This window comes from Mariprofundus erugo (assembly GCF_005818865.1).
In the GTDB taxonomy this organism is placed as follows: Bacteria; Pseudomonadota; Zetaproteobacteria; order Mariprofundales; family Mariprofundaceae; genus Mariprofundus; species Mariprofundus erugo.
In genome coordinates, this window is record NZ_VBRY01000007.1 from 97,092 (window position 1) to 109,905 (window position 12,814).

General features: G+C 56.2%; 12 protein-coding genes. 6 read left to right on the forward strand and 6 right to left on the reverse strand.

What is annotated here, in order from left to right; genetic code table 11:
* The first annotated feature begins 18 nt into the window (after positions 1-18).
* On the forward strand, positions 19-549 hold the full coding sequence (locus FEF65_RS08550) for a hypothetical protein (RefSeq protein WP_238701284.1): 531 nt from the start codon (positions 19-21) through the stop codon (positions 547-549).
* Between the two features lie 76 nt (positions 550-625).
* On the forward strand, positions 626-2,545 hold the full coding sequence (locus FEF65_RS08555; protein WP_138239385.1) for a glutathionylspermidine synthase family protein: 1,920 nt from the start codon (positions 626-628) through the stop codon (positions 2,543-2,545).
* Between the two features lie 241 nt (positions 2,546-2,786).
* On the opposite strand, the gene FEF65_RS08560 is transcribed toward FEF65_RS08555, so the two are convergent.
* Both FEF65_RS08560 and FEF65_RS08565 read right to left on the reverse strand, forming a co-directional pair.
* Positions 2,787-3,641 carry a CvfB family protein gene (locus FEF65_RS08560; protein ID WP_138239471.1) on the reverse strand — a complete coding sequence of 285 codons (855 nt, stop codon included), beginning with the start codon at positions 3,639-3,641 and terminating at the stop codon, positions 2,787-2,789.
* A 69-nt stretch (positions 3,642-3,710) separates the two neighbouring features.
* Complete coding sequence (locus FEF65_RS08565; protein WP_138239386.1) at positions 3,711-5,153, reverse strand: DNA recombination protein RmuC; 1,443 nt, start codon at positions 5,151-5,153, stop codon at positions 3,711-3,713.
* A 121-nt stretch (positions 5,154-5,274) separates the two neighbouring features.
* Here FEF65_RS08565 and FEF65_RS08570 point away from each other — a divergent pair, with 121 nt between their 5' ends.
* Together FEF65_RS08570 and FEF65_RS08575 are read left to right on the forward strand one after the other, a co-directional pair.
* Positions 5,275-6,318, forward strand: coding sequence for an inorganic phosphate transporter (locus tag FEF65_RS08570; RefSeq protein ID WP_138239387.1), 1,044 nt, complete (start codon positions 5,275-5,277; stop codon positions 6,316-6,318).
* Between the two features lie 21 nt (positions 6,319-6,339).
* On the forward strand, positions 6,340-7,035 hold the full coding sequence (locus tag FEF65_RS08575; RefSeq protein ID WP_238701286.1) for a DUF47 domain-containing protein: 696 nt from the start codon (positions 6,340-6,342) through the stop codon (positions 7,033-7,035).
* 6 nt (positions 7,036-7,041) lie between these two features.
* Here the strand turns inward: FEF65_RS08575 and FEF65_RS08580 are convergent, their stop codons facing one another.
* The 3 genes from FEF65_RS08580 to FEF65_RS08590 all read right to left on the reverse strand — a co-directional run bounded on the left by FEF65_RS08580 (position 7,042) and on the right by FEF65_RS08590 (position 10,490).
* Positions 7,042-7,986, reverse strand: a complete 945-nt coding sequence (locus FEF65_RS08580; RefSeq protein WP_138239388.1) for a DMT family transporter — start codon at positions 7,984-7,986, stop codon at positions 7,042-7,044.
* A 31-nt stretch (positions 7,987-8,017) separates the two neighbouring features.
* Entirely contained in the window at positions 8,018-9,151 is a 1,134-nt protein-coding gene (gene nspC, locus FEF65_RS08585) for a carboxynorspermidine decarboxylase (RefSeq protein ID WP_138239389.1), read from the reverse strand.
* A 124-nt stretch (positions 9,152-9,275) separates the two neighbouring features.
* A complete protein-coding gene (locus FEF65_RS08590; RefSeq protein WP_138239390.1) occupies positions 9,276-10,490 on the reverse strand; it encodes a saccharopine dehydrogenase family protein in 1,215 nt (404 codons plus the stop codon).
* Positions 10,491-10,616: 126 nt separating this feature from the next.
* Here FEF65_RS08590 and speB point away from each other — a divergent pair, with 126 nt between their 5' ends.
* Both speB and ppnP read left to right on the forward strand, forming a co-directional pair.
* Positions 10,617-11,450 (forward strand): agmatinase, encoded by an 834-nt coding sequence (gene speB, locus FEF65_RS08595; RefSeq protein WP_138239391.1) that lies wholly within the window; start codon positions 10,617-10,619, stop codon positions 11,448-11,450.
* Positions 11,451-11,652: 202 nt separating this feature from the next.
* On the forward strand, positions 11,653-11,934 hold the full coding sequence (gene ppnP, locus FEF65_RS08600) for a pyrimidine/purine nucleoside phosphorylase (RefSeq protein WP_138239392.1): 282 nt from the start codon (positions 11,653-11,655) through the stop codon (positions 11,932-11,934).
* Between the two features lie 44 nt (positions 11,935-11,978).
* Here ppnP and FEF65_RS08605 read toward each other — a convergent pair whose 3' ends face one another.
* Positions 11,979-12,623, reverse strand: coding sequence for a 2OG-Fe(II) oxygenase (locus FEF65_RS08605; RefSeq protein WP_138239393.1), 645 nt, complete (start codon positions 12,621-12,623; stop codon positions 11,979-11,981).
* Positions 12,624-12,814 lie beyond the last annotated feature (191 nt).

The following is a 12,814-nucleotide window of genomic DNA, read 5'->3' on the forward strand; positions in this document are numbered from 1 at the left end:
GAGTATTACCTTGTTGAGGTGAAACTAAGCGAGGCACGACGTCTGTTTAACTCGCTGGATCCTGCCCCCTTTATCGAGAAAGATCTTGATAGCGATGCCGAAAGTTACATTGTTGATATGGTACAGGATTTCCCCCTGTCGACGCCGCTGAAACTGCTGATTCACCTGCCTGAGTCCGAGTGCGGCAGCGAGCTTGCAGCCTCAATGCCGGAGGCGGTGCGCAACTATTTTGCCTATCTGGCTCACCATGCGGATATGAAGCTGCGATTTATGCTGCTGCAGGGGCGCACATCGCTGCTGATAGGTCTGCTTTTTCTCTTTGCCTGCATCGCCGCCCGGGAGGTGGTGCTGACGCTGGGGGAGGGGCTGTTGCATGATATGATCGGTGAAGGGTTGCTGATTTGTGGCTGGGTGGCGATGTGGCGGCCTATTCAGATCTATCTGTATGACTGGTGGCCGATTCGGCGTATGAACCTCATCTATCAAAAGATCAGGCTGATGCCGATCGAGGTGAGCCCGATCCAGGTGCCGGGAAGCTCTGTGCGCTGATTTCTCCTCTGATGTGTTGCGCTCACCGGGCATGTATGATGGCGCTGTGTGACGCTTGCGATATTCGGAGGCTTCTGTGCAGGAAAACGCCAAATTCAACACCATTCTGGGTTATGCCCCCGGTCACGTGCCGGTCTATTCATCGCATTATCCATCTGCCGATGAGGCGGAGTTTGCCAGCCGTCGTGATTTTCGCAGCTATATCGACGGTGTTTTTATGGGCTATAAGTGGCAGTGCGTCGAGTTTGCCCGTCGCTGGCTTTACCTCAATCATGGCTGCACCTTTGATAATATCCCGATGGCGTATGATATTTTTCACCTGCGCTCGTTGCGCTCGCTTAAGGATCACATGCTTTTACCGTTGCGCTCTTTCCGCAATGGCGCCAGGCGTCCGCCTGAACCCGGGTGTATGCTGATCTGGGAGGAGGGGGGCGAGTTTGAGGAGACCGGTCATGTGGCCATTGTCACCGAGGTGTTCGCTGATCGGGTCCGTATTGTCGAGCAGAATGTGTCGCATCAGGTGTGGGCTGAGGGGCAGCAATACTCACGTGAGCTGAGAGCCCGTACGGAAGCCGACGGCAGCTACCATATTGAATGCACCTATCCGGATGCTGCCGTGCTTGGCTGGGTGATCCAGACGGATGACGATACGTATGCCGAAATTTTTTATGATATACCTGCCGGATTGTTGAATCTGCAGGGGGGATGCGCGGATGCAGCACCGTTGGTGCCTGCCAAACCGTCCGCTGAACTGAAGCCGGAAGAGAGGGCTTATATTGCCTGTATGGGCGACTACACCCTGACGCACCATGCGGCGGATAAAGAGCGTTATATCCGTATGTCGGAGGCGGCGATGAAGGAGCTCCGCCACGCCAGCAATGAGATGCATGCGATGTTTATGCAGGCGACCGATCATGTGCTCGAAAATGATGCACTGCTTGAGCGGTTCGGATTTCCACGCGTACTCTGGCCGCGGCTGCGCAGCTCCTGGGATAACCGGCGCAATCACATGATTACCGGCCGGCTTGATTTCGCCCTCTGCGGGCGGGGGATCAAAATCTACGAATATAATGCCGATTCTGCCTCCTGCTATATGGAGTGCGGTCAGGTGCAGGGGCAGTGGTCTGCCATGCACGGGGTTGAGGAGGGCTGGGATCCCGGTTCACATCTGCATGAGGCGCTGGTTCATGCCTGGAAGAAGAGCGGCATGGGCGGGGTGCTGCATATTATGCAGGACAATGACCTGGAGGAGACCTATCACGCTCTTTACATGAAGTCGGCGATGGAGGAGGCCGGTATCGCCTGCAAGGTGATCAGGGGGCTGGCTGATCTGGCCTGGAATGATGCCGGTGAGGTCGTTGATCGCGACGGCATGCGCATACGCCATGTCTGGAAAACATGGGCCTGGGAGACAGCGCTGGATCAGCTGCGTGCTGAATGCGATGAGGAGCAGCAGCAACCGCAGCTGCCCGGCGTATCAGCCCGGCTGAAGTATGCCAGGCCGCGCCTTGTGGATGTGCTGCTGCGCAGGGAGGTGCAGGTATTTGAGCCGCTGTGGACGCTGGTGCCGAGCAACAAGGCGATTCTGCCGGTATTGTGGGAGTTGTTCACCGATCACCCCCGTTTGCTCGATGCCCAGTTCAGTCTGACCGGAGATTTACGCCGGAAAGGTTATGTTGCCAAGCCTGTAGTCGGCCGCTGTGGTGCCAATATCAGCATGGTCGCCAGGGGCGATCAGCTGATCGGGGAGACATCCGGGCAGTTCGATGACCGGGAGCAGATCTATCAGGAGTTTTTCGAGCTGCCGCAGGTGAATGACCACTATGTGCAGGTGAGCGGTTTTATTGTCGACGGACGCTTTGCCGGTGCCTGTATCCGTGCCGATCGCTCTCCGATTATTACCGGTGGCAGTGATCTGTTTGCATTGCGCATTGTACCCGATGCCGATCTGCAGGCAGGGCAGGCCATGAGCGGAAGCCTCAATCGGGCAGGATAGCGGGACCGGCCTGCTTTGCCGCCGCCAGGTGAGCTGCAGGATGCAGCGAATCAAATAAGATGCGTAAGTGCCTGATTTGTAAGAAAAGACAAAATGACTCGGGCATCATGCCCTCGCCCTGCGGGCGGCCGTTGGCCGTCCAATCGTCTTCCTGCCTCTTTGTCACGCTTTTGTCTTTGCGAACTGATTTTTGCCAGGATGGCAATAAATCAGCATCTCCTTAATCAGCATGCTCCAGGGTTCAGTCGGGGCGGGGTGGCTGTTCAATCAGGCGAATCCCCTCATCACCAAGCTCGATGATTCTGCGCTTGTAAAGCATGCCGACGGCTTTTTTGTACATCGCCTTGCTGAGTCCGAACTGCGCTGTAATGACATCCGGCGGGCTTTTATCGGAGACAGGAATAAAGCCCCCCTGACGGCGTAACACCTTCATGACCAGCTCGGCGGCATCGTCGGTTTTGTCGCGCCCTCTTTTGTGCAGGGTCAGGTCGATTTTGCCATCCTCACGAATTTGTTTGATAAAGCCCTTCAGACGTTCTCCCCGTTTGAGAGGACGTACCACTTCATGGTAATGCAGGAGGCCCCAGTGGGAGTTGTTGATGATGATCTTGTAGCCCAGATCGGATTTGTTGGCGACAAACAGATCCACCTCCTCGCCTGCATCGAAATCCCCCTCTGAGTTATCGTAGAGGAAATCGTCGAGGCGTGCCGAGGCGACAATACGGTCGCTGTTTTCATCGATATAGGCACGGACAACATAGCGCTTGTCCGGTTCCATACGCGGTTTCTGCTCGGGAAATGGAACCAGCAGGTCCTTGGGCAGGCCCCAGTCCAGGAATGCACCGATGGGGGTGACCGATACTACTTTCAGTGCGGCAAATTCACCGACCATGACATAGGGCGTTTCTGTGGTGGCGATGATACGATCTTCCGAGTCGCGATAGATAAAGACTTCAATTTCATCGCCCGGCACACACCCTTTCGGGACATAGCGGATGGGCAGCAGGATTTCACCCAGCCGGCCACCATCAAGATACAGGCCGAAATCGACCTCCTTGACCACCTTGAGCTTGTTCAGCTTGCCTATTTCAACCATCGGAAGACCTCGCAAATGCTGAATACTGCCCTGTTCACGCGGCGCTTTATATAGCCGAAGCAGGCGTGATCAATCGCGATCCTCAGCAGCTGGCTGATCCGTAATTGCGGCAACCTCGGTCAGGTGAGAGGGCAGCTCTTTTTTTGTTTTTCCGGCGAGCCGCCCGAGGGTGGCAACCTGGTTAATCACGTTGCCGGGTCCCGTTTTGATGCGGTTCATCGAGGTATCATAGGCTTTTTGGGCCTGCCCCAGCCGGCTGCCGATCTCCTCAAAGGAGCTGACAAAATCAACCACCTTGTCGTGCAGTTTGCCGGCACGGTCGATCAGTTTGGCTACGTTCTCGCTTTGCCGCTCATAGCGCCATAGCTGTTCGATCAGTTTCAGGGTGGCATACAGGGTTGATGGCGTCACAACCGCAACCCGCAGCTCGAAAGCCGACTCAAAGATGCCGGCATCCTCCTCGATGGCCATCAGGTAGGCTCCCTCAATGGGCACAAACATCAGCACATAGTCGGGTGAATGAACATGCGGCAGGTGATCGTAGCGTTTGGCGGAGAGCCCCTGAATATGTTGTTTGATACTTCTGGCATGAGCGCTCATGGCGAGTTTGCGACTCTGCTCATCGCTTGCCGAGACGGCGCGTTCATAATCGGTCAGTGATACCTTGGAATCGATAATCACCTGTTTGTCGCCCGGCATATAGACGACCACATCCGGACGGAGTCGTCTGCCATCTTCACCGGTGAAGGATTGCTCGCGGGCAAACTCCCTGCCTTCGCGCAGACCCGAGGTTTCGAGGATGCGCTCAAGGATCATCTCGCCCCAATTACCCTGTGCCTTGCTTTTACCTTTCAGAGCCTGGGTCAGGCCGACGGCATCTTCGGACATCTGACGGTTCAGCCGCTCCAGCTGTGCCAGATGTTCACGCAGCGAGGCTCTCTCCTGAGTGTCATGGTGGTGGACCTCATCCATCCGTTTGCGGAAGTCACCGAGCTGTTCGCGCATGGGCTTGAGCACCTCATCGAGGCTGTTGCGATTCTGTTCGGAGAAGACCTTGCCCCGCTCTTCGAAAATCCGGTCAGCCAGCAATCTGAATTCATTGCTCAGTTTATTCCTGGCCTCTTCAAGCAGCGCCAGCTTTTCAGCGGCTGCCTGGCGCTCTTTTGTCATGGCCGTGGTCAGTTCGGCAATGGTTGCCTCCTGTCGGGTATGGATGGCGATTTGTGCCTGCAGGGCGGCATCGCTGTCGCGCAGCCGGTTCTCCAGCTCTGCTTTCTGCAGCTCGCTGTTTTGCTGTCGTTCAGCCAGTGTCGCACGGGCAATCATCAGCTCCGACAACTGTTGCTGCAGCCTGATGGCAGACTCTTTTTGCTGCATCATCGCCTCTTCCATGGCGGCCTGATCCTGTTGCAGCATGCCGATAAGGTGTCGCTGCTGGCGGTGATTGAAGAACCATAGCAACAGGGTCAGCAGCAGCAGGGCGGCAGGGAGAAGGAGCACGATGTCATACATGGCTGCAAATTAGTCGCGTACGCAGCAAGAAACAACGAATCAGCGCCTTGTCAGGGACGGGGGTGCAAGCTTTGAGCGCAGGCGATAGGCTTAACTTCTGTCAAACATGAGAGGTGTCCGGGTGGATAGTCTGGTCGTGATAGCTGCTGTGACGGTCGTGGTGCTGGTGATATTTGATTACACCAATGGCTTTCATGATGCATCGAATGTGATTGCGACCGCGATTGCCTCGCGCGCGATGACGCCACTGCAGGCGGTTTGTGTGGTCGGTTTGTTTGAGTTTATGGGGCCACTGCTGGCAGGTACCGCGGTGGCGGATACGATCGGAGGCGTCGTCAATATCACGGAGCTGCAGTCACTTCCGTCCATGACTATTATTCTTTGTGGTGTGATCGCTGCCGTTGTCTGGAATTTACTGACCTGGTGGTTCGGTATTCCCTCATCCTCTTCACATGCGCTGGTCGGCGGGCTGGTCGGCGCGGTACTGGTTGCAGCCGGTGCCGATCATGTGGTCTGGGGCATGCATGAACTGGCGGATGGTCATCTGACCGGTGTGTTCAAGGTGTTGCTTGCCCTGTTTCTGAGCCCGATCCTGGGTTTCTGGGTGGGGTTTCTGATGCATCGCTGGATGGGTTTTCTGTTGCGTGCCGCGCCGGCCTCTGTGAACCATCGTCTGAAACGAACCCAGTTTGTGACGACGGCCATGCTGGCCTTTGCTCACGGTGCCAATGATGCGCAGAAAAGCATGGGCGTGATCACGCTGGTGCTGTTGCTGGGCGGCTTTATTCCTGCATTTGAAGTGCCCTTCTGGGTGGTACTGCTGTGTGCGACCGCGATTGCTCTGGGCATTATGTCCGGTGGCTGGCGCATTGTGCGAACGGTTGGCTTCGGCATTTATAAAATTCGCCCGCTGCATGCTGTCGATGCCCAGCTGACAGCCGGTGCGGTCATCTTTTCTGCGGCCATGCTGGGAGGACCTGCCTCCACGACGCATGTGGTCAGCTCGTCGATTATGGGGATTGGTGCTTCCGAGCGGCCCAGAGCGGTGCGCTGGAGCAAGGCGAAAGAGATTGTTACGACCTGGGTGATCACGATCCCGGGAGCAGCTCTGCTTGCGGCAATGATTTACTGGCTGCTTGGCAGTCTGCTGGCCCGCGGGTTGTAAGGTGCCATTCAGGAGGAGGTGATGGAGATGAAGTCCTGGTTGAAACGGTTGCTGGAGAAGGTGATTCCGCCGATGCCTGATTTTTATGCATTGATTAATGAGCAGTGTGATCTTTGCGTGCAGACGATGGTTGCCTTTGTGGCCTATATGGAGGAGAGCACGGTTGAGAATGCTGCACTGGTGCGTGAGCTGGAAAAGCGCGGTGACGAACTCAAAATGCGTAATAACCGGGTACTCGATAAAGCATTCACGACACCGATTGATCGCGAAGATATTTATGATGCGATCATCCGTATTGATGAGATCATGAATTACGCCAAGACGACGGTGCGCGAGCTGGAGGTGCTGGAGCTGAAGCCTGATCGCCATATGCACGAGATGGCGGTTGAGCTGCGGGATGGGGCAAGGGCATTGCAGCGCGGCTTTGCTCTGCTATCCGGCAATTCGGCCGAAGCAGAAGCTGAGGCGCTGATTGCGCGCAAGGCCGAGCGGCGGGTGGAGCGTGTGTACCGGCGTGCGATTGCCGAACTGTTTCACCCGGATGCATTGCTGCAGAAGGTGCCTGCCGGCAACAGTGAGGGGGCACGGCACCGGCTGGTTGTGGGAGTGATCGATATTCTCAAACACCGGGAAATTTATCGCCATATGTCGAATGGTGCCGACCGTCTGGCGAGCGCCAGCGACAAGCTTAACGATATTATTGTCAAAATTTCCTGATTCTAGTCAGCGGGTCGGAGTGTTGTTCACCCCTGTTTCCGTCTCAATCACGGGTACAGCACTTGGTGGTTGCGGAGCGGGTGTGTCCCGTTCACGGGCGACGGTAATACCGGCAATGGTGATCAGCAGCATGCCGGCGATGCCGGTCAGGTCCGGTTGCTCACCCCAGGCAAAAAAACCGATCAGACCGGCAAAGAGCAGGCCGGTGTAGCCGAAAGGGGATACCTGGGTGACCGGTGCCCGTTGATAGGCGGCCGTTAGCGCCAGTTGTCCCAGGCTGCCGAAAAGGCCGACCGCGACCAGCCATCCCCAGGCGGTACCCTGTGGCCACTGAAAACTCCATAGCATCGGTAGTGCTGAAGCCACGGATGAGATGATGCCAAACCATACGACAATACTGACCGGGTGTTCGCTGGCGGAGAGGCGTTTGACGGTGGTGAGCGCCAGTCCGGCCAGTGCCCCGGATGCAAGGCCGAGTATGCCTGCGGTCGAGAGCAGGCCTGCCGATGGATGAAAGAGCAAAGCAAGCCCGATCACGCTCAGTAGCAGGGCCAGTCTGCGGTGGCCGGTCCAGGACTCCTTCAGCCAGAGCACGGCAAACAGGGCGATAAAGATCGGCGAGGTATAGTTCAATAGCAGGGCGTCGGCCAGATGCAGGTGTCTGAGGCCATAAAAGTAGAGGTACATGGCGGCAAGGCCCGACAGGGCTCTGAGCAGATGCAGGGAGAAGCATGATGTTTTCAGTGATACCCGCTGGCGGCGTAACAGGGGCAGCAGCAACAGCAGGCCGATAAAGTTGCGGAAAAAGACAACTTCGCTCTGGGGTAGTTCGCTGCATGCGATGCGCACGCAGGCTGCCATCAGGGCAAAGCATGCTGCCGAGAACAGGGCCAGTCCTATCCATGATGCATTCTCCGGCAGTATGCCGGAAGCAGGGCGGGAGTGTGTCATCGCCGCCCGTTCAAACCGAATTGTACGTTCATCAGGATAGTCTGTTACGGAAGTCCTCGTAGGTGAAGCGGCGGATGAGCTCAAAGTGGTCATCGCTGTGCCAGATGCCGATGTCCGGATGATGGACGCCATTGAACATGGTGGTTTTGACCATGGTATAGTGCATCATATCCTCAAACTGCAGGCGGGAGCCGATCTGCAGCGGTTGTTCAAAGGAGTAGTCCCCGATGACATCTCCGGCCAGACATGAGCCGCCACCAAAGCGATAGGTGAAGGCTTTCTCACCGGCTGAGCCGGCACCGGTCACGGTCGGGCGGTAGGGCATCTCCAGTACATCCGGCATATGAGCCGTGGCCGAGATATCGAGAATGGCAACAGGCAATGAATCGGTTGGTACAATATCCAGCACGCTTGCCACCAGCGGGCCGGTACGCCAGCCAATGGCTCCGCCCGGTTCAAGATAAACCTCCACCCCCCAGTGCTCCCGGAACCGGCGTATGCGTTCGATCAGTTTGTCTGCATCATAATCCTTATGGGTGATCAGGTGGCCGCCACCGAAATTCACCCACTTGAGCGAGGGGATCAGATGCGCAAAGCGCGCCTCGAATGCATCGATCAGTGTGACGGATGATGCCGCCATATTCTCGCACAGTGCATGGGCATGCAGCCCTTCGAGACCGGTGAGATCAGCCTCTTGTATATGCTCCGGCCTTACGCCCAGACGGGAGCCGCTAAAGCAGGGGTTGTAGAGATCTGTCTCGACTTCGGCGATACCCGGATTGACGCGCAGGCCGCAGGAGATGCCTGCTGCCAGTGCTTTTGGTCCGAAGCGTTGCCATTGAGCAACGGAGTTGAACACGATATGGCCGGCCATGGTGCAGATCTCATCAAACTCCTCGTCACGGAACGCCGCCGAGTAGATATGGTTTTCACCCGCGAATTTCTCGGCGGAAAGCTTCAGCTCATAGAGTGAGCTGGCCGTGCAGCCGGGCAGATATTGGCGGACCAGAGGAAAGGTCGCCCACATGGCAAAGCCCTTGAGGGCCAGAATGATTTTACATCCTGACTCATGCTGTACGCGCCTTAGCAGCTCCAGATTGGCGATCAGTTTGCTCTCTTCCAGCACATAGCAGGGAGAGGGGACTTGTGATATATCAAAGCTCATACGAAAAAACCTTTTTAAACGCTAAGGGTGCAAAGGAGCGCAACGGTGTGATCGGGATGATGACCGAGGTGGGGTGATGCTCTTTTTCCCCGGCGCACCTTCGCGTCCTTTGCGGTAAAAGAAATCATTCCGGCAGCGCATCCACGTCGATATCGGTTTCGATGTCATTCCACGGCAGTCCCTGCACATTCAGGGCCGCCATGAACGGATCAGGATCGAACTCTTCCATGTTGTATACGCCGGGTTTCATCCAGTGGCCCTGAATCATCATCATGGCACCAATCATGGCCGGTACGCCCGTGGTGTAGGAGACGGCCTGTGCATTGGTTTCGCGGTAGCACTCCTGATGATCGCAGATGTTGTAGACATAGCGCGAGAGCGGCTTGCCGTCTTTGGTACCTTTGACGATGACGCCGATATTGGTTTTGCCGACGGTGCGCGGGCCCAGTGAGGCCGGATCCGGCAGCAGTGCCTTCAGGAACTGGATCGGTACAATTTCACGGCCTTCGAACATGATCGGCTCGATGGAGTCCAGTCCGATATTGCGGAATACCTCGAGGTGCTTCAGGTAGGCATCGCCGAAGGTCATCCAGAAGCGCATCCGTTTGACACTGTTGAGATTCCTCGCCAGTGACTCCATCTCCTCATGATAGAGGAGATACATGTTTTTCGGGCCGACCTGTTCGAAATCAAACTGTTTCTTGATCTCCATCGGTTTGGTTTCAATCCACTCACCATCCTCATAGTAGCGACCGTTGCTGGTGACTTCGCGGATATTGATCTCAGGATTGAAGTTGGTGGCAAAGGCGTAGCCGTGGTCGCCGCCGTTGCAGTCGAGAATGTCGACGTAATCCATGGTGTCGAAGTGATGCTTTTGCATATAGGCACAGAACACATTGGTGACACCGGGATCAAAGCCCGAGCCGAGCAGTGCCATCAGGCCCGCTTTCTCGAAGCGCTCGCGATAGGCCCACTGCCAGCTGTACTCAAACTTCGCTTCATCCAGTGGCTCATAGTTGGCGGTATCAAGGTAGTGTACGCCGGTTTCAAGACAGGCATCCATAATGGTCAGATCCTGGTAGGGAAGGGCCACATTGATGATCATGAATGGTTTGACCTGTTTGATCAGGGTGACCAGCTCGGCCACGTTATCGGCATCGACGGCAGCGGTCTGGATCACGCGACCGGTCTTTTCACGTATTTCCAGGGCAATCTGGTCGCATTTACTCTGGGTGCGGCTGGCCAGCCAAATGTCGGAAAATACATCTTCATTCTGTGCACATTTGTGCGCCACTACACGTCCGACGCCACCTGCGCCGATAATCAGAACTCTTTTCATTACAAGACACCTTATCCGGAATAGTCGCCATTCAGGCCTGCAGAGGAAGCTACTGTCGGAAGCGCGTTGCGGCCAGTCCGAACTCGCCATCTATGCGGCAGCGGAGGATCCGATTATGCTGCCGCGATGTTCGATTTTACCGACAGAGAGCTCAAAACAGCGCATGATATTCGTATCATCGGTGCGCCGTTTGATGGCACGGTGTCGTTTCGTCCGGGGGCCCGTTTCGGCCCTGCTGCTATTCGCCATGCCTCGGATGGCCTGGAAACATGGTCGCCGGCCCTGAATGCGGATCTTGAGTCCATTCACTATGCCGATGGCGGTGATCTGGAGCTGCCGATGGGGGATGTGGCACTGGTGTTGGCTATTATTCGCGAGGCGGTGGATGAGTGTCTCAATGATGGCGCTACCCCATTCCTGCTGGGCGGCGAGCATCTGGTCAGTCTGCCGGCCATTGAGGCGGTCTTTGATCGCTACCCCGATCTTGTTGTGATTCAGCTGGATGCCCATGCCGATCAGCGAGAGGATTATCTGGGCGTGAAGCTGTCACATGCCTGTGTCATGCGGCGTGTGTGCGAGCTCATTGGCTACGATAATGTACGCCAGCTCGGTGTGCGTTCAGGTACCCGTGACGAATATACGCTGATGCAGCGTTTTCAGACCCAGGCCTGTCTTCGTGAAGAGTCACTGGCTGAGCTGGTCGACTGGATCGGTGGGCGACCGGTCTATCTGACGGTGGATCTTGATGTGTTTGACCCCTCATGTATGTCCGGCACAGGTACGCCCGAGCCGGGCGGTATCGACTGGTGGGTGTTCCAGCGCTTTATCACGGCACTGCAGGGGTGTGACATGGTCGGCCTTGATGTGGTTGAGTTGGCCCCGCAACTGGATCCCTCCGGCTGTTCATCGGTGCTGGCAGCCAAGGCAGTGCGCGAGATGCTGCTGATGGCCGGCAGCTGACAGCTCCAAATATGATGACGTCGTAATAAGTCATCATCGCGCCCATGAAAGGGGGTTCAAATCAGGCGATTGCCTTGCAAGCGTTTGATTTGTAACGGAAAGTGAAAATCACACGTTTCGCTTTCCGTGGCGTAAAAAGGCCAGGACGGGCTTTTTACGAGATCATCAAGTGTTGCTTATAAATACAATAAAAGGATATCCCATGTTCAAGACCAATGAGTACTTTGACGGCAAGGTCAAATCAATTGCATTCGAAACAGCTGATGGCCCGGCAACCGTCGGTGTCATGGCCGAGGGCGAATATGAATTCGGCACCTCTACCAAAGAGATCATGTCAGTGACCTCCGGCACCCTTGAGGTGAAGCTGCCGGGTTCCGACAGCTGGGTGGTTTATGCTGCCGGCAGTGAGTTCGTGGTCGAAAAGGATCAGCGTTTCGGTGTGCGCTCGATCGGTCAGAGCGCTTACCTCTGTCTCTATAAGTAAGTGAGCAGCCGACCGCGGGCGACAGGCTCGCGGTCGGTCCCGCTTTACGGGCGGATACGAAACCAGCCGGTGAGACTCAGGCGATCACGCCCGGCCGGCAATACAGCATGTGGAAATTGTTCACTGATAAAGGTAACCAGCCGGCCACCCTTAGGTAGTATCTGCATCGGCAGTGGCAGCTCGGAAGGTTCATGACCCGGGTAGATCTCGAGTGCGCCGCCATCCTCAGCTTGCCAGTCATGGTTGAGATAAAGAATGCAGGTGACGACGCGTTCCATAGCGCCGATAAAACGGTCGTAATGGGTGTCATAGGAGGCCCCGGGCGGATAGAGGGCAAAATGCCCCTCATACTCGAACAGGCCCAGATAAAAATGGCGATTGATATATTGCCGTAATGTTTCCAGATCAAGAAAATAGGGTAGTTCGACGGCGGTCGGGTTCTCCGGGTCCAGCCAGTGGATGCGGTCGTTGCGCACGTCCGGTCGCAGTTGCAGGGATGCGCCTCGCCCCACGCGGGCGTGCCTGAACTCGCCGGCCTCCCATAGCTCGCGGGCCTCCTGTGCAATGCTGCTGACCAGCAGCGGCGATACAAAATCATCACAGATGGATAGCCCTGATTCGGCAAGATCTGCCACAATACGGTCAAATTTGTTTGATGATCCGTCATCGGTGTAAAGGGTCTGGGCCATGGCACTCCTGGTGTCGGTGGAACGGTGATCGTTGCCTGTTTGCAAAAGGCTGTGGATTATCGTTTTTCAAGCCGGGCTGGCAACAGGGACAGAGGTGTCCTGAGGGCGTTGCCGGTTGAGCCGTTCCGCAGCAGAGGCGGGGCACTGAATCCGACAGGCCGGTGGCTGGTGAGGCGATGATATGCGGATGG